The sequence below is a fragment of the Streptomyces sp. NPDC059003 genome, from assembly GCF_042740445.1.
In the GTDB taxonomy this organism is placed as follows: domain Bacteria; phylum Actinomycetota; class Actinomycetes; order Streptomycetales; family Streptomycetaceae; genus Streptomyces.
This window is the reverse complement of the sequence record NZ_JBHYJH010000026.1, coordinates 43741-62342: the sequence shown is the minus strand read 5'-3', so window position 1 is coordinate 62342 and position 18602 is coordinate 43741. Positions and strand designations below refer to the sequence as shown.

The 18602-nt window shown below is 70.0% G+C and carries 20 protein-coding genes and 1 riboswitch; of the genes, 10 read left to right on the top strand and 10 right to left on the bottom strand.

The features are described from left to right. Window positions 1-28 precede the first annotated feature (28 nt). Complete coding sequence (locus ACFWZ5_RS13165; RefSeq protein WP_384791128.1) at window positions 29-1402, top strand: serine hydrolase domain-containing protein; 1374 nt, start codon at window positions 29-31, stop codon at window positions 1400-1402. A gap of 118 nt (window positions 1403-1520) precedes the next feature. Here the strand turns inward: ACFWZ5_RS13165 and ACFWZ5_RS13160 are convergent, their stop codons facing one another. Both ACFWZ5_RS13160 and ACFWZ5_RS13155 read right to left on the bottom strand, forming a co-directional pair. Then, window positions 1521-1973, bottom strand: a complete 453-nt coding sequence (locus tag ACFWZ5_RS13160; RefSeq protein ID WP_384791125.1) for a GNAT family N-acetyltransferase — start codon at window positions 1971-1973, stop codon at window positions 1521-1523. Between the two features lie 47 nt (window positions 1974-2020). After that, window positions 2021-2479 (bottom strand): MarR family winged helix-turn-helix transcriptional regulator, encoded by a 459-nt coding sequence (locus ACFWZ5_RS13155; RefSeq protein WP_384791122.1) that lies wholly within the window; start codon window positions 2477-2479, stop codon window positions 2021-2023. Window positions 2480-2640: 161 nt separating this feature from the next. Between ACFWZ5_RS13155 and ACFWZ5_RS13150 the strand changes: the two genes are divergently transcribed. Then, complete coding sequence (locus tag ACFWZ5_RS13150) at window positions 2641-3861, top strand: MFS transporter (protein ID WP_384791119.1); 1221 nt, start codon at window positions 2641-2643, stop codon at window positions 3859-3861. 112 nt (window positions 3862-3973) lie between these two features. Beyond that, window positions 3974-4399, top strand: a complete 426-nt coding sequence (locus tag ACFWZ5_RS13145; RefSeq protein WP_384791116.1) for a heme-binding protein — start codon at window positions 3974-3976, stop codon at window positions 4397-4399. A gap of 100 nt (window positions 4400-4499) precedes the next feature. On the opposite strand, the gene ACFWZ5_RS13140 is transcribed toward ACFWZ5_RS13145, so the two are convergent. Together ACFWZ5_RS13140 and ACFWZ5_RS13135 are read right to left on the bottom strand one after the other, a co-directional pair. After that, a complete protein-coding gene (locus tag ACFWZ5_RS13140; protein WP_384791113.1) occupies window positions 4500-5378 on the bottom strand; it encodes a GNAT family N-acetyltransferase in 879 nt (292 codons plus the stop codon). 5 nt (window positions 5379-5383) lie between these two features. Next, complete coding sequence (locus ACFWZ5_RS13135; RefSeq protein WP_384791110.1) at window positions 5384-5965, bottom strand: DUF2269 domain-containing protein; 582 nt, start codon at window positions 5963-5965, stop codon at window positions 5384-5386. 76 nt (window positions 5966-6041) lie between these two features. On the opposite strand from ACFWZ5_RS13135, the gene ACFWZ5_RS13130 reads away from it, so the two are divergent. Both ACFWZ5_RS13130 and ACFWZ5_RS13125 read left to right on the top strand, forming a co-directional pair. Further along, window positions 6042-6713 (top strand): HAD family hydrolase, encoded by a 672-nt coding sequence (locus tag ACFWZ5_RS13130; protein WP_384791107.1) that lies wholly within the window; start codon window positions 6042-6044, stop codon window positions 6711-6713. Between the two features lie 330 nt (window positions 6714-7043). Next, the gene (locus tag ACFWZ5_RS13125; RefSeq protein WP_384791104.1) at window positions 7044-8693 is read left to right on the top strand and encodes a globin domain-containing protein; all 1650 of its coding nucleotides are present in this window, start codon (window positions 7044-7046) and stop codon (window positions 8691-8693) included. 52 nt (window positions 8694-8745) lie between these two features. Here the strand turns inward: ACFWZ5_RS13125 and ACFWZ5_RS13120 are convergent, their stop codons facing one another. From ACFWZ5_RS13120 to ACFWZ5_RS13100, 5 genes are all read right to left on the bottom strand, one after another. Beyond that, on the bottom strand, window positions 8746-9228 hold the full coding sequence (locus ACFWZ5_RS13120) for an NUDIX domain-containing protein (protein WP_384791101.1): 483 nt from the start codon (window positions 9226-9228) through the stop codon (window positions 8746-8748). Window positions 9229-9287: 59 nt separating this feature from the next. Further along, entirely contained in the window at window positions 9288-10193 is a 906-nt protein-coding gene (locus ACFWZ5_RS13115) for a LysR family transcriptional regulator (protein WP_384791098.1), read from the bottom strand. A 198-nt stretch (window positions 10194-10391) separates the two neighbouring features. Then, the gene (locus ACFWZ5_RS13110) at window positions 10392-11624 is read right to left on the bottom strand and encodes a cystathionine gamma-lyase (protein ID WP_384791095.1); all 1233 of its coding nucleotides are present in this window, start codon (window positions 11622-11624) and stop codon (window positions 10392-10394) included. Then, complete coding sequence (locus ACFWZ5_RS13105) at window positions 11621-12151, bottom strand: low molecular weight protein-tyrosine-phosphatase (RefSeq protein ID WP_384791092.1); 531 nt, start codon at window positions 12149-12151, stop codon at window positions 11621-11623. Before ACFWZ5_RS13105 ends, ACFWZ5_RS13110 begins: the two co-directional genes overlap by 4 nt. Window positions 12152-12160: 9 nt before the next feature. Further along, the gene (locus tag ACFWZ5_RS13100; RefSeq protein ID WP_384791090.1) at window positions 12161-12541 is read right to left on the bottom strand and encodes a phage holin family protein; all 381 of its coding nucleotides are present in this window, start codon (window positions 12539-12541) and stop codon (window positions 12161-12163) included. Between the two features lie 71 nt (window positions 12542-12612). On the opposite strand from ACFWZ5_RS13100, the gene ACFWZ5_RS13095 reads away from it, so the two are divergent. From ACFWZ5_RS13095 to ACFWZ5_RS13080, 4 genes are all read left to right on the top strand, one after another. Beyond that, window positions 12613-12930: a cupin domain-containing protein gene (locus ACFWZ5_RS13095; protein ID WP_384791087.1), complete on the top strand. Its 318-nt coding sequence runs from the start codon at window positions 12613-12615 to the stop codon at window positions 12928-12930. A gap of 245 nt (window positions 12931-13175) precedes the next feature. Then, window positions 13176-13391, top strand: coding sequence for a DUF5326 family protein (locus tag ACFWZ5_RS13090; protein ID WP_384791084.1), 216 nt, complete (start codon window positions 13176-13178; stop codon window positions 13389-13391). Between the two features lie 332 nt (window positions 13392-13723). Further along, window positions 13724-14437: an IclR family transcriptional regulator gene (locus tag ACFWZ5_RS13085; protein ID WP_384791161.1), complete on the top strand. Its 714-nt coding sequence runs from the start codon at window positions 13724-13726 to the stop codon at window positions 14435-14437. A gap of 101 nt (window positions 14438-14538) precedes the next feature. Continuing rightward, window positions 14539-14976 carry an SsgA family sporulation/cell division regulator gene (locus ACFWZ5_RS13080; protein WP_384791082.1) on the top strand — a complete coding sequence of 146 codons (438 nt, stop codon included), beginning with the start codon at window positions 14539-14541 and terminating at the stop codon, window positions 14974-14976. A 161-nt stretch (window positions 14977-15137) separates the two neighbouring features. Here ACFWZ5_RS13080 and ACFWZ5_RS13075 read toward each other — a convergent pair whose 3' ends face one another. Further along, on the bottom strand, window positions 15138-16520 hold the full coding sequence (locus ACFWZ5_RS13075) for a YibE/F family protein (RefSeq protein ID WP_384791079.1): 1383 nt from the start codon (window positions 16518-16520) through the stop codon (window positions 15138-15140). Between the two features lie 71 nt (window positions 16521-16591). After that, window positions 16592-16748: riboswitch (TPP riboswitch) on the top strand. On the opposite strand from ACFWZ5_RS13075, the gene thiC reads away from it, so the two are divergent. Further along, a complete protein-coding gene (thiC, locus tag ACFWZ5_RS13070) occupies window positions 16741-18534 on the top strand; it encodes a phosphomethylpyrimidine synthase ThiC (protein WP_384791076.1) in 1794 nt (597 codons plus the stop codon). It overlaps the preceding riboswitch by 8 nt. Window positions 18535-18602 lie beyond the last annotated feature (68 nt).

Sequence of the window (18602 nt, the reverse complement as noted above, 5' to 3'; positions counted from 1 at the left end):
ATGGACTGGCCGCATGACGACTGACCCCATGACAAACGCAGAACTGCTTCCCGCCACACGCCGAGCCCTGACCCATCGCATCGCCACCGCCCAGACGGAGGGGCGTGCGCCGTCCCTGGTCGCCACCGTGGTCCGCGGGGGAGAGACGGTGTGGGCGGGGAGCCGTACCTCGGTCGATGGCCACGCACCGGACGAGCACGTGCAGTACCGCATCGGATCGATCACCAAGACCTTCACCGCCGTCCTGGTGATGCGGCTGCGGGACGAGGGCGTGCTCGATCTGTCCGACCCGCTGGAGAAGCATCTGCCGGGCACGGGCGCTGGTGAGGTCACGATCGCCGATCTCCTCTCGCACCGGGGCGGCCTCGCGGCCGAGACACCGGGACAGTGGTGGGAGCGCAGCCCCGCGTCGCTGCGGCCCGAACTGAGCGATGTCCTCGGGGAGCAGCCCTTCAAGCACCCTGTCGGTCGTCGGTTCCACTACTCCAACCCCGGCTACACGCTGCTCGGCTCGCTCGTCGAGGCGCTGCGTGGGGCTCCGTGGGAGGACGTACTGCGTCGTGAGGTCCTCGAACCGCTCGGCCTGCATCGCACGAGTGGTCAGCCGATGGCCCCCCACGCCGGCGGCTGGGCTGTGCATCCGTGGGCCGATGTCTTGCTGCCCGAGCCTGCCGAGGATCTGGGGCTGATGGCTCCGGCCGGGCAACTGTGGTCGACGGCAGCTGACTTGGCGCGCTTCGCCGTGTTCCTGATGTACGGCGATGACAGGGTGCTCTGTGCGGATTCGGTCCGCGAGATGAGGATGCCGGCAGCGGTCGCGGATTTTGGTGACGTGGAACAGACCTATGGATTCGGCGTCAGCATCGTGCGGGGCGGTGGACGTACGCTCGCCGGTCACTCGGGCTCGCTGCCCGGCTTCCTCGCCGGCCTGTGGACCTGCGAGGGGGACGACGTCGCGGCGGTGGTCCTGGCCAACTGCACCAGTGGGCCTCCGGTGGCCGCGGTGGCGGCCGACCTCGTACGGATCGTGGCGGAGGCGGAACCGCGGATCCCTGAACCGTGGCGCCCCCTTCCCGAAGTCGACCGGTCCGTACTGGAGTTGACCGGGCCCTGGTACTGGGGAACGAGCACGCTGGCGCTGCGCCTCGCGGCCGACGGGGCGGTCGAGTTGGCTCCGTTGGTGGGTGGTGGGCGAGGCTCGCGGTTCCGGCCGAACGGCGACGGGACGTGGACGGGCCTTGACGGGTACTACGCGGGAGAGCTGCTGCGGGCGGTCCGGCGTCCGGACGGCTCGGTGAGCCACCTCGACCTGGGGTCGTTCGTTTTCACGCGGGAGCCCTATGACGAGGGGGCTCCGGTGCCGGGCGGGGTGGACCCGGAGGGGTGGCGGGGGCTCGCATAAACGCCCTCACTTGCATGAGGTGCCCCTGTTTCACGTGAAACAGGGCACCTCGGGTCGGGGCGCTCGGACTCATGGTGTCGCGCAGGTCAATGCCGCCGCGCGTACGCCCACGCTGCGGTCAGAGCTGGAGCTTGAAGCCGACATGCGAGGCCGTGAACCCCAGACGCTCGTAGAAGCGGTGCGCGTCGGTGCGGCTGGCGTCCGAGGTCAGCTGCACCAACTGGCAGCCCTGGCGGCGGGATTCAGCGACGGCCCACTCGATGAACCGGGTGCCGAGGCCGCTGCCCCGTTCGTCGGCGTGCACGCGGACGCTTTCGATGATCGACCGGATGGTGCCCTTCCGCGACAGCCCCGGGATGATCGTGAGCTGGAGCGTGCCGACCACGCGGCCCTCGCGTACGGCGACGACCAGATGCTGGTTCGGGTCCTTGGCGAGCCGCTCGTACGCCGGGAAGTACGGGGTGAGGTCGTCCGGCGACTCGCGCTGGGCGCCCAGGGGATCGTCGGCCAGCATGGCCACGATCGCGGGGATGTCATCGGCTGCGGCGGGGCGTATCTCAAGATCTCCCATGGCCGCAGCCTATGCGCACGCCCCCCGATGAGCGCCGGGCGAGCCCGCTAGGCCGGGGTGCGGACCGTTTCCACCGCTCTGACCAGCGGGGCGAGCTCGGGGTTCTGCGCGGCTTCGTCGAGCGCCTCGCGCAGCGCCGTGTCGTTGGTGGGCCGGGCCTCGGCGAGGAGCTTGGCGCCGCTCTCGCTGACGTTGGTGTAGATGCCACGCCGGTCGGTGGGGCACAGATAGCGCGACAGGAGGCCGCGGTCCTCAAGCCGTGTGACCAGGCGCGTCGTCGCGCTCTGGCTGAGTACGACGGCGTCGGCGACCTGCTTCATCTGCAGATGGCCGCCCTCTCCGTCGTGCTGGCGGCTGAGGACGTCGAGGAGGCCGTACTCCCGCACGCTCAGGCCGTGCTTGGCCTGGAGCGCCCGCTCGACATGGGTCTCGATCTTCCCGTGGAGCAGGGAGAGCGCGCACCAGCCCTGGGCGAGGGCGGTGAGTGCGGGGTCGGTCGCTGTCATGGCAGTTCCTCCGTCTTCCTGCGTCCCGTCGTCCTGTGCCCTGGAGCGGCTGCGTCCAGGATAGTCCACCGATGCAATATCCAGCGCTTGCAATTATCCCGCGTATGCAATTATTGTGGACGCACGTTAAGCGCACCTGCAACCGTCTGGAAGGAAACTCCATGCCTCTCGCGCTTCTGGCCCTCGCGATCGGGGCCTTCGGAATCGGGACCACAGAGTTCGTGATCATGGGACTCCTTCCCGAGGTCGCGGGTGACTTCGACGTCTCCATCCCCACCGCCGGATTCCTCGTGACCGGCTACGCCCTGGGCGTCGTGATCGGCGCCCCGCTGATGACCGCGCTCGCCACCCGCATCTCCCGCAAGCGGATGCTCATGCTGCTCATGGGCCTGTTCATCGCGGGCAATCTGGTCTCGGCCGTCGCGCCGGTCTTCGGCGTGATGCTGGCGGGCCGCATCGTCGCCTCGCTCGCCCACGGCGCCTTCTTCGGCATCGGCGCCGTCGTCGCCGCGGAGCTGGTCGCCCCTGAGAAGAAGGCCGGGGCCATCGCCATGATGTTCTCGGGCCTGACCGTCGCCAACGTGGTCGGTGTGCCGCTCGGCACGTTCGTCGGCCAGGCCATCGGCTGGCGGATCACCTTCGTCATCGTCGCCGCCCTCGGCGTCGTCGGTCTTGTCGGCATCGCCAAGCTCGTACCGGACCTGCCCAAGCCCGAGGGCGTGCGCCTGCGCGACGAGATCGGGGCCTTCCGCAACGTCCAGGTGCTGCTCGCCATGGCGATGACCGTCCTCGGCTTCGGCGGCGTCTTCGCGGCCATCACCTACATCACGCCGATGATGACGGACGTCGCGGGCTACGCGGACGCGTCGGTGACCTGGCTGCTCGTCCTCTTCGGCCTCGGCATGGTCGGCGGCAACCTCGTCGCAGGCAGGCTCGCCGACCGCGCGATGATGCCGATGCTGTACGTCACGCTCGGCGCCCTCGCCCTGGTGCTCGGCCTCTTCACGCTCACCGCGCACAACAAGGTCGCGTCGGCCGTGACCGTCGTGCTGATCGGTGCCCTGGGCTTCGCGACCGTGCCGCCGCTGCAGAAGCGCGTGCTCGACCAGGCCTCCGGCGCCCCCACGCTCGCATCGGCCGTCAACATCGGCGCCTTCAACCTGGGCAACGCACTCGCGGCGTGGCTCGGCGGAGTCGTGATCTCCGCGGGCCTCGGCTACACCGCCCCCAACTGGGTGGGCGCCCTGCTCGCCGGATCCGCCCTCGTGCTCGCCGTGCTCTCGGCCGCCCTGGAGCGGCGCTCCGCCGCACCGACCCGCGTCGTCGCGGGAACCGCCTCCGTCGCCCCCGTCACCGAAAGCGCGACGCCCGTGCACCACTGACCCCGTCCAGGGCGCCCAGGCTGCCGTCACGGCGCCCTGGGCCACCAGCCCCCGACGCCCCGCATCACCGCATCAGCGAATCACTGCATCACTGCATCAAGGAGAACCCCTCGTGAGCACCACCACCCCCGCCGTCACCCCGCTGACCACCACGGACGCGGAGGCCCTCGTCACCGCCGCCCACCGCGCCGCCGAAGCGGCCGGAGTCACGGTCAGCGTCACCGTCCTCGACGCCGGTGGCCACCTGCTCGCCTTCCGGCGCGACGACCGGGCCGTGCTGATCTCCGGCGAGACCAGCACCCGCAAGGCCTACACGGCCCTCCAGCTCGACGCCCCGACCGCCGACCTCGTCGACGCGGTCCAGCCCGGCGGCCTCTTCCACACGCTGCCCACGGCCCTCGACCGGCCCCTGCTCTTCATCGCGGGAGGCGTGCCCGTCCACCGCGACGGCCGGCTGATCGGCGCGATCGGCGTCGGCGGCGGCGCTCCGGAGCAGGACCACGGGTTCGCGACGGCAGCCCTGGACGCGCTCGCCTGAGGCCCTTCGTGGGCTCCGCACCGGGGCCCTGGGCATGACGAAGGCCCGCCCTCACGTACCGAGGAACTCCCGGTACGTGAGGGCGGGCCTTCGTGTGCCGTCAGCCCGCCGCCACCGTCAGTGGTGCGAACCGGCGGGTCCAGTCGCCGGGCAGCTCCGGGGTTCCGTACGTCATTACGGAGTTGAAGGCGACGGGCGCCAGACCGCGCGCCTTCACCCAGGCGAGCAACTCCTCGTGGCGCACGTCGATGTCGGTGCGCAGCGGCCGGTCGGTGCGGGTGCCGAGGGAGGCGATGAGCGCCTTCGCCGTGTCCGTGTCGCGGGCGATCAGCGGGCCGACGACATGGGTCTGCATGTTCGGCCACAGGCCCGCGTACCCGATGATCTCGCCGTCCGCCTCCGCGACGCGGAGCTGGTCGGTGAAGGCCGGCAGGCGGGTGATCACCGGGGTGCGGTCGAGGCCGAAGACCTCGGTGTCGAGCCCGACGAGGACGGGCAGGTCCTCCGCCGTCGCCGCCCGCGTGGTGACGCCCGGCACGTCCTCGTCCGAGGCCTCGGGGGTGAACGGGCCGAGGACCATTTCGGCGCGCCCGGTCGTCTTGAAGCCGAGCTGCTCGTACAGGGGGCGGCCGTTCGGTGTCGCGTGGAGGGTGAGCGGGGTGGTGCCCGCGGACTCGACGACGTACCGCATCAGATGGCGGCCGATGCCCTTGCGGGCATGGCGCTCGGCGACCAGCACCATGCCGATCGCCGAGAGTCCCGGGTTCTCGTACGGTCCGTACTGGGTCACGACGCAGGCGGCGATGAGCCCCGGTCCGTCGGGGTCGTCGATGCCGTAGCCCGTCCCGGCCGAGAGCAGCAGTCCCCATTTGTGTTCCTCGCGGGGCCAGCCGCGGTCCTCGGACAGGTCGGCGCAGGCCATGAGGTCACGGGGAGTGAGCTTGCGGATGGGCAGTGCGGAGAGGGTAGGTGTCGACACGCGGGTCAGGCTGTCTGACGCATGACCTCGGCGTCCACCTCTTTGTGGGGAGAAGCACTCTGCTTTTGGCCAAGTTTCCTCTGGTCACGCTGCTGCCCGGCGCGGAGCCGTCGGCCGCGCCCGGTCAGGCCCCAGGGTTTGAGAACCGAGATGACCGTCATGAACAGATACGCGCTGAGCGAGACGATGGGTCCGGCGATGAGATCGCTCGGGTCGGCCAGGGGGTCTCCGGCGGATACGGTCGCGACCGCCTCGTTGACCCCGGGGCGCAGCGCGAAGGTCGACGCGGCGATGGTCACCAGGGTCAGCCAGAACTTCGTGTAGACCCAGCGGTGGCGGGCGAGCCCCCAGGTCGTACCGAGCGAGAGCAGCAGGCCGCTCAGCAGGGTGAGGAACGCCAGCGGGAGGACGAGCCAGTCGGTGAAGACCTTCATCGAACGGACGGAGGCCTCGATGGCCGCAGGGGAGTCGGTGGTGAGTGCCGTCGTGGCCAGCCCGACGAGCCCGAGCGTGAGCCCGAGCCAGCCGGCCGAGGCGGCGACATGGACAGCGAGGGTGGCCCGGCGTGCGGGACGACGTAGTTTCACGTGAAACACCGTGCCGGTATCGGCGCGCGGGGGCGTCTGACCGTGGGAGTAACCGCGGGTACTAGCCTCGGCGTACATGACGCGCCTACACCTCTTCGACCTGGACGGCACGCTGCTGTACGGCACTGCGGCGCCCGTGGAGATCTCTCGACAGCTGGGCCTGGAAAGGGAGATCGCGGAGCTTGAGCGGGAATTCGTCGGGCAGCGCGTCGACTCCGCTCAGTACGCGGTGCGGGTGCACGCCCTGTGGGCGGGCCTCACGGATGCCCATGTGACGGCCGCCTTCGAAGGGGCGCCCTGGCTGTCCGGTATCCAGGACACCTGGGCCGAGATCCGGGCGAACGGCGACTACTGCGCGGTCATCTCGCTCTCGCCGTCTTTCTTCGTGGAGCGGCTTCTGGGCTGGGGCGCGCATGCGGCGTACGGCTCGCGCTTCCCGGCCGTGCCGTTCACCGAGCCGGTGAATCCCACGGGCATTCTCAACGCGGCGGCCAAGGTGAGGATCGCGAACCGGCTCTGTGAAGAGTTCGGGGTGGACCGTGCGGATTGCGTCGCCTACGGAGACTCGCTGTCCGACTTGGAGCTGTTCGCCGCCATGCCTGTTTCGGTCGCGGTCAATGCGGACCCACGGCTTGTGGACCTGGCCACTCACTCCTACGTCGGGCGGGATTTGCGGAAGGCGTACGCATTGGCGGGCACGCCGGTAATGGAGGCAATTGCCAGGCCCGGATCCCACAATTCCGAATGAAGCAAGGGCACTTGTGCGTTCGACGCCTGCCGGTAGGGTCGACTCCGGTTCGGGCCCGGTGCGCGGGGAGGCGCACGCCAGGGACGCGCACGCAGATCAATAAAGCTTAACGGGGCAAAGAGATCGATGACCCCCACTTCCGGCTATCAGCTCCCCACAATGGACACGGGTGGGATGCTGCGGATGAGGTGACTGCGGCCAATGTCACATTTCCCCCTACTTGTCCGTAGGGCTTGGGTATCAGGGTTCACTGTGATCGACATGGGCTGCCGAGGCAGAGCGGGGAAAGCAAGCATCTTCCGGTGAGGAAGTGCGTGGACCGACTGAGAGATGTTCGAGGCGAGGCACAGCATGGACGCTCCGACCACCACGTCGGCGGGCAACGGCACTTCCGGGGAGAACGGCAGCGGCTGGTTCACGCCACGCACGCCGTCGAAGCGGCCGGAGAGCGCGGAAGCGAGCCTGGCGGAGACGGCTGACCGCGTGTCCGAGGGCGATGAACAGCCCTTCCCCGAGCCCCTCCCTGAGCCCGGCCCCGAGCCCGTTCCCGAGTTCGGCGCCCGGGAGGCGCTTCCCGGGCGGCGCGTGTCATCGATACGCCCTCTCGGCAGACCCCGAGCCCGTCCCACCGAGAGCGGTGGTTCTGGGCGAATACCGCACACCACACGGGAGTTGGAGCCCGCACCACCGCGCCCCGGCGGACAGACCCTGGCGGCGCCGGACAGCACCGCACCGCAGCCCTCCGAACCGAAGTCGGAACCCACCGCGCCCTCCGCGCTGAAGCCCGAGCGCCCCGCACCGCAACTCGAGCCGGTCGCCCCCCACCCCCAACAGCCCGACCCACCCGACGCATCCGACGCATCAGCCCACGCATCCCCCGACGCCGTCCTCGTCCAGCGCACGATGGCCGAGATAGCCCCCGTCGCCGACAAGGTCACCTCGTACTTCTACGCGCTGCTGTTCACCCGGCACCCGGACCTGCGCACGCTGTTCCCGGCGGCGATGGACACGCAGCGCGACCGGCTGCTCAAGGCGCTGCTGACCGCGGCGGAGCACATGGACCAGGTCGACGTACTCGTCGGCTATCTGCGGAACCTCGGCCGCGGGCACCGCAAGTACGGCACCCAGGCCGAGCACTACCCGGCCGTCGGCGAGTGCCTGATCGGCGCGCTGAGCCGGTACGCGAGCGCGGTCTGGGACGAGGAGACCGAGGCCGCGTGGGTGCGGGCGTACACGACGATCTCCCAGGTCATGATCGACGCGGCCGCCGAGGACGAACTGCGCGCGCCCGCTTGGTGGTACGCCGAGATCGTCTCGCACGATCTGCGGACGCCCGACATCGCTGTCGTCACCGTCCGCCCCGACCAGCCGTACCCGTTCCTCGCCGGGCAGTACACCACCCTGGAAACCCCCTGGTGGCCGCGCATTTGGCGGCACTACTCGTTCGCGTCGGCGTCCCGCTCCGACGGGCTGCTCTCCTTCCACGTCAAGGCGATACCGGCCGGGTGGGTCTCCAACGCCCTGGTGCACCGCGCCCGCCCCGGTGACGTCCTGCGGCTCGGGCCACCCGCCGGCTCCATGACGGTGGACCACACGACCGACAGCGGGCTGCTCTGTCTCGGTGGCGGGACCGGCATCGCGCCCATCAAGGCCCTGGTCGAGGATGTCGCCGAACATGGCAGGCGGCGGCCGGTCGAGGTCTTCTACGGCGCCCGGACCGACCACGACCTGTACGACATCGACACGATGCTGCGGCTCCAGCAGACCCACCCGTGGCTCGCCGTCCGCCCGGTCGTCGACAACCAGGAACAACTGCCGGACGCGGTGCGCGAGTACGGCCCGTGGAACGAGTACGACGCGTACCTCTCGGGCCCGCCCGGGATGATCCGCAGCGGGGTCGACGCGCTGCGGGACGTGGGGATACCGGCGGGCCGGATCCGGCACGACGCGGTGGAGGAACTGGTCGCCGCGGGCGACTGACCGCGTCCCCCAGATCGGGCTCAGCCCAGATCAGGCTCTCCCCAGACCCGGCTCAGCCCAGATCAGGCGCGTGCATCGCGCGTACGCCTTCGATGTTGCCGTCCAGATAGTGCCGCAGGGACAGCGGGACGAGGTGGACCGATGCGATCCCGACGCGGGTGAACGGCACCCAGACGGTCTCGTACTCGCCGATGGGCTCCTCGACCTCGGGGCCGTGCCGCTGGGCCGGGTCCATGGACTCCAGTCGGCAGACGAAGAAGTGCTGCACCTTCACTCCTGTGGCGCCGCCGTCCTCGCCGATGTGCTCGACCGTGTCCACGAAGCACGGGACCACATCGGTGATCTTGGCGCCGAGCTCCTCGTGCACCTCACGATGGAGCGCGTCGACCACCGTCGCGTCCTCCGCCTCCACCCCGCCCCCGGGAGTGACCCAGTACGGGTCCACACCGGGCTTGGTCCGCTTGATCAGGACGAGGTCGTCTCCGTCGAGAAGGACGGCACGTGCGGTGCGCTTGACCACGGGTCGGACGGTCATGGGAGAAATGTGGCCCGGACTGTTCCACGTGAAACATCGCGAACCAGCCGGGCCGTGGCTCACGCCCAGTCGACGGCAGCTCGCAGCAGCCACTCGTGCGCCCGCGCGATGTGGGGCATGGCGAGTGTGCCGGTGCGTACGACGAGGAAGTACGTCCGCAGCGGTGGCACCGCCGGATCGAGGAGCGCCGCGATCTGACCGCGCTCCAGGGCGGACGCGCACAGATAGCGAGGCAGGACGGCGAGCCCGGCACCGGTGATCACACAGGCGAGCACTGCCCGCAGATCCGGCACGATGACGGCGCCCGACGCGGCCGGGCGGGAGTCGAAGACCGCGGCCCAGTAGCGCGAGACGAGCGGCAGCGACTCATGGACCTCCACGACCGGCAGGTTCTCCACCGTGAGTGCGCCCTTGCGGCGCAGCTTGCCGGGGCCGATGCGGGCGGCCCAGCGCGGCGCCGCGACCAGCACGTGCTCCTCGTCGCACAGCGGGGTCGCGGTGAGCAGTGCTCCGCGGGGCCGGGCCGTGGTGATGGCCAGATCGTGGTGTCCGGCGGCAAGCCCCTCGAGGACCTCTTCGGCGTTGCCGAACGACGCACGGAGAGCAAAGCCCTGGCCGTCACCCCCGGTCAGCGTGGTGAGGGCCGGAAGGGCGCGCTCCGCGGTGAACTCGGGCGGCCCCGCGAGATGGAGGGTGCGGACCGACGAGTCCTCGTCGAGTCCGGCCTCGGCGATCTCCACCAGGGCGTCGAGGTGCGGGGCGGCCTTGTGCGCGAGCTCGTCGCCGATCGTCGTGGGGGTCACGCCGCGGGCCTGGCGCAGGAAGAGCGGGCGGCCCAACTGCCGCTCAAGTGTGCGGATCTGGGAGGTCACCGCGGGCTGGGACAGGCCGAGGAGTGCGGCGGCACGGGTGAACGAACCGGCCCGGTGCACCGTCACGAATGTGCGCAACAGGGCCAAGTCCATGTCGTCACCCTCCCCTCCGTATCGGCCCCCGGCGCCGCCCAACTATAAATTTGTCGATAGGTTGCTGTCGCTACTGTGATTGGACACTGACACAGAGTCAACTAGCCTTGTTCGCGCGGTTCTTCGCAAGCGGAACCGCGGGCGGTCCGAGCCACGAGGGGGGAGGCTCGGACCGTCCGTTGTGCGTAGCCCCGTACCTCAGTCCGCTGACGCGTCCCCGGTCTCGTCCGCCGTCTTGTCCAGCGCACGCAGCACATCCGCCACCAGGTCATCGGCGTCCTCAGCGCCCGCGGAGAGGCGGATGAAGCCCTCCGGAACGGCGTCCCCGCCCCATCGCCCGCGTCGCTCGGCGGTCGAGCGTACGCCGCCGAAGCTCGTCGCCTCGTCCACGAGCCGCAGCGCATCGAGGAAACGCTCGGCACGCGCGCGTGAAGCCAGCTCGAACGACACCACGCATCCGAAGTGCCGCATCTGCCGCGCGGCGACCTCGTGCGCGGGGTCGTCGGGGAGCCCGGGGTAGCGCAGCCCGGCCACATCGGCGCGGCCGCGCAGGGCCTCGGCGACGGCCAGGGCGTTTGCGTTCTGCCGGTCGGCCCGCAGCTGGAGCGTGGCCAGCGAGCGGTGCGCGAGCCAGGCCTCCATCGGCCCGGGAATGGCGCCGACGATCTTGCGCCAGCGCCGTACGCCGGCCGCGTGGGCGGCGTCGCGGCAGGCCACGTACCCCAGGAGCAGATCCCCATGACCGGTGAGCTGCTTGGTACCGCTGGCCACGGAGAAGTCGGCGCCGAGGTCGAGGGGGCGCTGGCCGAGCGGAGTGGCGAGGGTGTTGTCGACGGCGACCAGGGCGCCACGCGCGTGCGCGGCGTCGGTGAGGCGGCGGATGTCGCAGACGTCCAGGCCCGGGTTCGACGGCGTCTCGAGCCACAGCAGGCGGGCGCCGTCGAGCACGTCGAGCTGTGCATCGCCGCCGGTCGGCGCGGTGCGGACCTCGATGCCGTACGCCGTGAGCTGCTCGCGCACCAGGGGCAGCGCCTGGTAGCCGTCGTCCGGGAGCACCACGGCGTCACCGGTGCGCAGCTGGGAGAAGAGCACCGCGGATACCGCGGCCATCCCGGAGGCGAAGACCAGGGTCTCCGCGCCGCCGTTCGCGCTCTCCGGCGATTCGAGCTCCCCGATGGCGCGCTCCAGGTGCGTCCAGGTGGGGTTCTCGTCGCGGCCGTATGTGTACGGGCCCGTGGGCTCGCCCGGCAGATGGAAGTGGGCGGCGAACACCGGGCCCGGAAGCGTCGGCTCGTACTTCACCGGCTCCGGGAGCCCGGCCCGCACCGCCAGGGTGCCGTCTCCGGAACCCGCCGGTCCGGTCCCGGCCCTTTCGGTCTGCGACGCCTGCGAGTGCTGTGGTTGCTGCCAGTGCTGTGCGTGCTGCGTCATGCCGCGCGTCCTTCCACCGCTTCGCGTACGGCGTCGAGCAGGCCGTCGCTCGCCGCCTCGACCATGGTCAGGCACTCCTCGAAGCCGTCGAGGCCGCCGTAGTAGGGGTCAGGGACGTCCAGGTCGGCGCCCGCGAGGGCCGTGGGGTCGTATGAGCGCAGCAGGCGCACCTTGTCGGCGTCCGCAGAGGTCGGCGCGAGGCGGCGCAGGGTGCGCAGATGACCGTGGTCGAGGGCGATCACCAGGTCGCGCCCGGCGAACCAGTGCGCCTGGAACTGCCGGGCCACGTGGTCGCCCGCGAAGCCCGCGGATTCGAGGACGGCGACGGTGCGTGGGTCGGCGCTGTCTCCCTCGTGCCATCCGTCGGTGCCCGCGCTGTCCACCTGGACGAGCCCGTCGAGGCCCGCGTCGCGCACCCGTGCGCGGAAGACCGACGCGGCCATGGGCGACCGGCAGATGTTGCCCGTGCACACGAAGCACACGGCGAACGGGGCGGCGGAGGGGCGGGAGGAAGGGGCGGCGCGCATGAGGTGAGGTCAGTCCTTGTGGTCGGGCAGGGCGACGTTCAGCGCCCAGGAGACGATCGAAATGATCAGGCCACCGAGCACGGCGGTCCAGAAGCCCTCGACGTGGAAGCTCACGTCCAGCTTGTCGGCCAGCCAGGAGGTCAGCAGCAGCATCAGGGCGTTGACCACCAGCGTGATCAGGCCGAGGGTCAGGATGAACAGCGGGAAGGTGAGCACCTGGACGATGGGCTTGACCAGGAAGTTCACCAGGCCGAAGAGCAGTGCGACCACAAGCAGCGTGAGCGTCTTCGAGCCCGTGCTGTGGCCGGTGAGCGTGATCTTGTCGAGCAGCCAGACGGCGACGGCCAGAGCCACCGCGTTGGCGATCGTCTTGACTACGAAATTCTTCATGTGTCTGATCGTGGCAGACGGAGGTTGGCTACGGTCGGTTCACGACCAGGGGCAAGGGGCGTACAGCAGCGATGAAGGCATTCCGACTGGACGAGCTGGAAGGCGAGCGGGCCGCGAACGACGGCGCGTATCTGCAATTTCTGCGGGAGCGGAACATGTCGGTCGGGCTCTACGCGCTGGACGCCGGCGAGTCCGACCCGCAGCAGCCGCACCGGCAGGATGAGGTGTACATGGTCGTCAGCGGCCGCGCGTCCATCACGGTCGGGATGGAGACGACAGCGGTCGCGCGCGGCAGCGTCGTGTACGTCCCGGCCGGGGTGCCGCACAAGTTCCACCACATCACCGAGGACCTGCGGGTTCTCGTGGTCTTCTCACCGCCGGAGCGGTGACGGGAGCCTGAGCTCGGGCCGCAGGGACCGTGTCTCAAGGTCCGTGTCTCAGGGCTCAGGACTCGGGGTTCCCTAGGGGACGGATCAGGGGAGGACAAGGGGTCGAGCGTCCCCGAACTGCCCTTTTCCGGCCTAGCATCGAATGCAAGAACTCAGAACCATGGAAGTTCGGGCGTCGGAGTTCTGAACCAATGCGCGGTTGTCGGAAGCAATGCGCGGTCGACAGAAAGGTAAGGGCGAGGGCAATGGGAGAGATCTTCTCGGGGATGCCGTGGTGGGTGAAGTGGATCGCGGTGCCGGTCGTCGCTCTGGTGGTCTTCGGCGGCCTGATAGCGAGCGTCGTCGGCTTCGTGTTCGGCCTGCTCTTCAAGCTGCTGCTCTTCGTCGCCCTGGTCGGCGGACTCATCTACGTCGTACGGAAGTTCATATCCCGCTCGTCCTCGTCCCACAGCGGCTGGTGAGGTCGCGCCAGGGTCGCCCGGGTCTCCTGCGCAGGGGCCATGGTCCCCTTCCGGGGGCCGCGGTTTCCGTCCCAGAGGGCACGGTTCCCTCCCGAGGGGGAAGTTTCCCCGGCTTGGACCGAAGAGCGGTGGCCAAGGGTTAGAGTCCGAAAACCGACGCGGGGCGATCCCCGCAGGCGGGCCCACTGCCCCCTCCCGCGCTCCCCGGACGCGGGTGGACCCCCCATGCGCAACGGGAGTGACCCATGGCCACGGTTGACGCCGACTCGTCCTCGGGCGACACCGCCTCAACAGGCGTCGGGCCCACCCTGATCGGCTCCGTGCAGCGGGCGATGCGTCTCCTGGAGGCCGCCGCATCGCACCAGGCCGGGGCGCCCGCGAAGCAGTTGGCCCGTGAGTCGGGACTCGCGCTCCCGACGGCGTACCACCTGCTGCGGACCCTGACCCACGAGGGCTATCTGCGCCGGGAGAACGGGGTGTTCGTGCTCGGCGAGGCGGCCGAGCGGCTCGGGGCGAGCGCGGCGCGGCAGAATCGTCGCACCATGATTGGTGAGGCCCTGGCGCACTGGCGTGATGCCATCGGTGTGCCGGTGTACTTCGCGATCTACCGCGACGGTGAGATCGAGGTCGTGTCCATCGCCGACACCTCGGGAAAACCGGCCGTCGAGGAGTGGGCCGACTTCCGCGAGACGGGACACGCGCACGCGATCGGACAGTGCCTGCTGTCCCAACTGGACCACCAGGCACGGCGTGAGCACCTCGACCGGTACCCGGTGCGATCGCTCACGCCGAACACGGTCCGTGACGAGCGGACGTTCCTGCGCAGACTGGACGCCATGGAGCGGATGGCACCGGTCCTCGAGCATCAGGAGTACGCGCTGGGGACGGTGTGTGCCGCGATCCCGATCACGGTGGGCACCACCGCGGCCACGATGGCCATCTCCGTTCCGTTGTGCCAGGCGGACCGGCTGCTGCCCGCGGCACGGACCTTGCAGAACGAGGTCGGAACGCTACTAAGGACACTCGCCTTCTCTATCAGCATCTGAAAACTCACTCCTTGTGATCTGGTGTACACGTTGAGCAAGATGCCAAGAGTGTCAGGGAGTTGGTTCCTGGCCACTCGAAGCTAGTGACGGGGTAGGCGGCGATGCGAGAGTCGGTCCAGGCAGAGGTCATGATGAGCTTCCTTGTTTCGGAGGAGCTGTCGTTCCGCATCCCGGTGGAGCTGCGGTACGAGACGCGCGATCCCTACGCCGTGCGGCTGACCTTCCACCTGCCCGGCGATGCCCCGGTGACCTGGGCCTTCGGCCGTGAGTTGCTGGTCGACGGGGTGGGCAGGGCATGCGGGGACGGTGATGTGCACATCGCGCCCACCGACCCCGAGGAGCTCGACGAGGCGATGATCAGGCTTCAAGTGGGTGGGGAGCAGGCGGTGTTCAGGGTGGGGATCCCACCGTTGCTCGCCTTCCTCGACCGCACGGACAAGCTGGTGCCGCTGGGGCAGGAGCGGTCGCTCGCCGACTTCGACGCGCATCTCGACGAGGCGCTGGACCGGATCCTCGCGGAGGAGCAGAGCGCGGGGTGAGCGCCGTACGGACGGTCGGCGGCGCCAACGGGATGGCGGATTAGGGCATTTTGCCGACCGGGCTCACGTCGGCTCCGGAGCTCACGTCGGGTCGTGGGCTCACGTCGGCTCCGGGGGCACGTCGGCTCGGGGGGCACGTCGGCTCGCGGCTCGCCCTCGGCTCAGGGCTTGCGGCGGCGGCCCTTTCCGCCGCGGGCGAGGCGGGGGCGCCCGGGAGCCGGGGCCGGGACGGTCGCGGTCGTACCGGGGGCGGTGGGGCTCGCGGGGGCGTCCGCGGGGGCCGCGGGGCCCTGGCGGTCGGCGGAGACGACCAGGGCCGCGAGGGCGGTGGTGACGGGGACGGAGGCGACGAGGCCGATCGAGCCGATCAGGGTGCGGACGATCTCCTCGGCCACGAGCTCGCTGTTGGCCACGGTGCCGACGCTGCTCTGGGCGATGGAGAAGAGCAGGAGGAGGGGGAGGGCGGCGCCCGCGTAGGCGAGGACCAGGGTGTTCACGACGGAGGCGATGTGGTCGCGGCCGATGCGGATGCCCGCGCGGTACAGGCCGCGCCAGCCCATCGTCGGGTTGGCCTGGTGCAGCTCCCAGACGGCGGAGGTCTGGGTGACGGTGACGTCGTCGAGCACGCCGAGCGAGCCGATGATGACGCCCGCGAGCAGCAGGCCGCTCATGTCGATGTCGGGGTAGAGACCGTGGATCAGACCGGTGTTGTCGTCCGTGTTGCCGGTCAGGGAGGCCCAGCCGATGAAGAGCGAGCCGAGCAGGCCGATCAGGAGGAGGGAGATCAGGGTGCCGAGCACAGCGACCGAGGTCCGTGCCGTCAGGCCGTGGCACATATAGAGCGCGATCAGCATGATGGCGCTCGCGCCGATGACCGCGACAACGAGGGGGTTCGAGCCCTGCAGGATCGCCGGCAGGATGAAGAAGGTCAGGACCAGGAAGCTCACCGCGAGGGCGACCAGAGCCATGATGCCGCGCAGCCGTCCCACCACGACGACGGCCAGGGCGAAGACGCCGGTGAGCAGCGCCATCGGCAGCTTGCGGTTCACGTCGGTGACCGAGTACTGCAGTCCCTCGGGGGCCTTGGGCTCATAGGCGACCACCACGCCCTGGCCCTGCTTCAGCTGTCGCGGCGAGTCCGGTTGGACGATCTCCGTGAAGGTGCGGCCCTTGTCGGGACCGCTGGTGACCTTGATGGTCGCCCTTCCGCAGGTGCCGTCGGCGCGGGACTGCGCGGATTGGCCCTCGGCGGTGGAGGTGTCGCCGTTGGGCGGGGTCTGCGAGGCGTTGACGTCCTTGCAGGGCACCTTCTCCAGCTTCGCCACGGTCGCCGACTGGGTCTGCCGGTCGAAGCCGACACCGGTGCGCTCGTGGTCCGGGGCACCGCCGGGCCACAGCACCACGAGGCCGACGAGGACCGCCGCGCCGAAGGGGATCAGGACGGCGGCGATGACCTTGCGCAAATGCTGGGAGACGGGCGCTGCGGGGCCATGGCTGTGCGTATGGCCGTGCGGTTCATGGACGGGCGGCGGTGTGGTGGTCACGGCCCGATCATCGCAAGAACGGCGGGGGCCCTCTGTTCACCGCGCCAGACATGACGCTAGCGTGGAGGCACCTTTGCAAACGCGGGAGCTCGGAGCACCGGGCTGAGAGGGCGCTGACCTCCGTTGAGAACCGGCACAAGCCGTGCCGGAGCCGTACGGAAGCCGCTGCGTCGACCGCCGAACCTGTTACCGGGTAATGCCGGCGTAGGGAGTAGGTCTCATGACCACATCGGACACACGCACGCCTGCCTTCGACCAGGGCGAGAGCCCGAACGAGGCCGGGAAGTCCATCGGCTGGCACAAGGCGTACATCGAGGGCTCGCGCCCCGATCTGCGCGTGCCGGTCCGCCAGGTGCACCTCACCAACGGCAAGGCCGTGACGCTGTACGACACCTCGGGCCCGTACAGCGACCCGTCGATCGACACCGACGTCCGCCGGGGGCTCACCCCGCTGCGGGAGAACTGGATCATCGCCCGCGGCGACACCGAGGAGTACGCGGGCCGCCCGGTCCGCCCCGAGGACGACGGCATCAAGCACACGTCGCCGCGCGGCGGCCTGCGCAATCTGGACGCGGTCTTCCCCGGTCGCCCGCGCCAGCCCCGCCGGGGCCGGGCGGGGCAAGCGGTGACGCAGCTCGCGTACGCGCGGCGCGGCGAGATCACGCCGGAGATGGAGTACGTGGCCATCCGGGAGAGCGTGGAGCCCGAGGTCGTCCGCGCGGAGATCGCCGCGGGGCGCGCGGTGCTGCCGGCGAACGTGAACCACCCGGAGATCGAGCCGATGATCATCGGCAAGCGGTTCCTGGTGAAGGTCAACGCGAACATCGGCAACTCCGCGGTGACCTCCTCCATCGAGGAGGAGGTGGACAAGATGACGTGGGCGACCAAGTGGGGCGCCGACACGGTCATGGACCTGTCCACCGGGCGCAACATCCACACGACCCGCGAGTGGGTCCTGCGCAACTCCCCCGTGCCGATCGGCACCGTGCCGCTCTACCAGGCCCTGGAGAAGGTCGACGGCAAGGCCGAGGAGCTGACCTGGGAGATCTACAAGGACACGGTCATCGAGCAGGCCGAGCAGGGCGTCGACTACATGACGGTGCACGCGGGCGTGCGCCTGCCGTACGTGCCGCTGACCGCGAACCGCAAGACCGGCATCGTCTCGCGCGGTGGTTCGATCATGGCCGCCTGGTGCCTCGCGCACCACAAGGAGAGCTTCCTGTACGAGCACTTCGAGGAGCTCTGCGAGATCCTCGCGGCGTACGACGTGACGTACTCCCTCGGTGACGGCCTCAGGCCGGGCTCCATCGCGGACGCCAACGACCGGGCGCAGTTCGCCGAGCTGGAGACCCTCGGCGAGCTGAACAAGATCGCCAAGCGGCACCACGTACAGACCATGATCGAGGGCCCGGGCCATGTCCCGATGCACAAGATCAAGGAGAACATCGACCTCCAGCAGGAGATCTGCGAGGAGGCGCCGTTCTACACGCTCGGCCCGCTGACCACGGACATCGCGCCCGCCTACGACCACATCACGTCCGGCATCGGCGCCGCGATGATCGGCTGGTGGGGCACGGCGATGCTCTGCTACGTCACGCCGAAGGAGCACCTGGGCCTGCCGAACAGGGACGACGTGAAGACCGGCGTGATCACGTACAAGATCGCGGCGCACGCCGCCGACCTCGCCAAGGGGCACCCCGGCGCGCAGGACTGGGACGACGCGCTCTCGGACGCGCGCTTCGAGTTCCGCTGGGAGGACCAGTTCAATCTGGCCCTCGACCCGGTCACGGCCCGGGAGTTCCACGACGAGACACTGCCGGCCGAGCCTGCGAAGACGGCACACTTCTGCTCGATGTGCGGGCCGAAGTTCTGCAGCATGAAGATCTCCCAGGACATCCGCCGCGAGCACGGGGGTACGCAGGCGGAGCTCGAGGAGATCGCGGCGGGGATGGCGCAGAAGTCGAAGGAGTTCACGGCGGCGGGCGGGCGGGTCTATCTGCCGATCGCCGACTGACGCGTGCGGGCATGCCGGAGGCCCCCTGGACGTTCCGGCGGTCGGCTTGCGTCGGCCGTCGGAACGCC

What these genes read in the sequence shown, in the direction of transcription:
- ACFWZ5_RS13165 (WP_384791128.1), top strand. Translation starts at nt 29, where the DNA reads ATGACAAACGCAGAACTGCTTCCCGCCACACGCCGAGCCCTGACCCAT.
- ACFWZ5_RS13160 (WP_384791125.1), bottom strand. Translation starts at nt 1,973, where the DNA reads ATGGGAGATCTTGAGATACGCCCCGCCGCAGCCGATGACATCCCCGCG.
- ACFWZ5_RS13155 (WP_384791122.1), bottom strand. Translation starts at nt 2,479, where the DNA reads ATGACAGCGACCGACCCCGCACTCACCGCCCTCGCCCAGGGCTGGTGC.
- ACFWZ5_RS13150 (WP_384791119.1), top strand. Translation starts at nt 2,641, where the DNA reads ATGCCTCTCGCGCTTCTGGCCCTCGCGATCGGGGCCTTCGGAATCGGG.
- ACFWZ5_RS13130 (WP_384791107.1), top strand. Translation starts at nt 6,042, where the DNA reads ATGACGCGCCTACACCTCTTCGACCTGGACGGCACGCTGCTGTACGGC.
- ACFWZ5_RS13125 (WP_384791104.1), top strand. Translation starts at nt 7,044, where the DNA reads ATGTTCGAGGCGAGGCACAGCATGGACGCTCCGACCACCACGTCGGCG.
- ACFWZ5_RS13120 (WP_384791101.1), bottom strand. Translation starts at nt 9,228, where the DNA reads ATGACCGTCCGACCCGTGGTCAAGCGCACCGCACGTGCCGTCCTTCTC.
- ACFWZ5_RS13115 (WP_384791098.1), bottom strand. Translation starts at nt 10,193, where the DNA reads ATGGACTTGGCCCTGTTGCGCACATTCGTGACGGTGCACCGGGCCGGT.
- ACFWZ5_RS13110 (WP_384791095.1), bottom strand. Translation starts at nt 11,624, where the DNA reads ATGACGCAGCACGCACAGCACTGGCAGCAACCACAGCACTCGCAGGCG.
- ACFWZ5_RS13105 (WP_384791092.1), bottom strand. Translation starts at nt 12,151, where the DNA reads ATGCGCGCCGCCCCTTCCTCCCGCCCCTCCGCCGCCCCGTTCGCCGTG.
- ACFWZ5_RS13100 (WP_384791090.1), bottom strand. Translation starts at nt 12,541, where the DNA reads ATGAAGAATTTCGTAGTCAAGACGATCGCCAACGCGGTGGCTCTGGCC.
- ACFWZ5_RS13095 (WP_384791087.1), top strand. Translation starts at nt 12,613, where the DNA reads ATGAAGGCATTCCGACTGGACGAGCTGGAAGGCGAGCGGGCCGCGAAC.
- ACFWZ5_RS13090 (WP_384791084.1), top strand. Translation starts at nt 13,176, where the DNA reads ATGGGAGAGATCTTCTCGGGGATGCCGTGGTGGGTGAAGTGGATCGCG.
- ACFWZ5_RS13085 (WP_384791161.1), top strand. Translation starts at nt 13,724, where the DNA reads ATGCGTCTCCTGGAGGCCGCCGCATCGCACCAGGCCGGGGCGCCCGCG.
- ACFWZ5_RS13080 (WP_384791082.1), top strand. Translation starts at nt 14,539, where the DNA reads ATGCGAGAGTCGGTCCAGGCAGAGGTCATGATGAGCTTCCTTGTTTCG.
- thiC (WP_384791076.1), top strand. Translation starts at nt 16,741, where the DNA reads ATGACCACATCGGACACACGCACGCCTGCCTTCGACCAGGGCGAGAGC.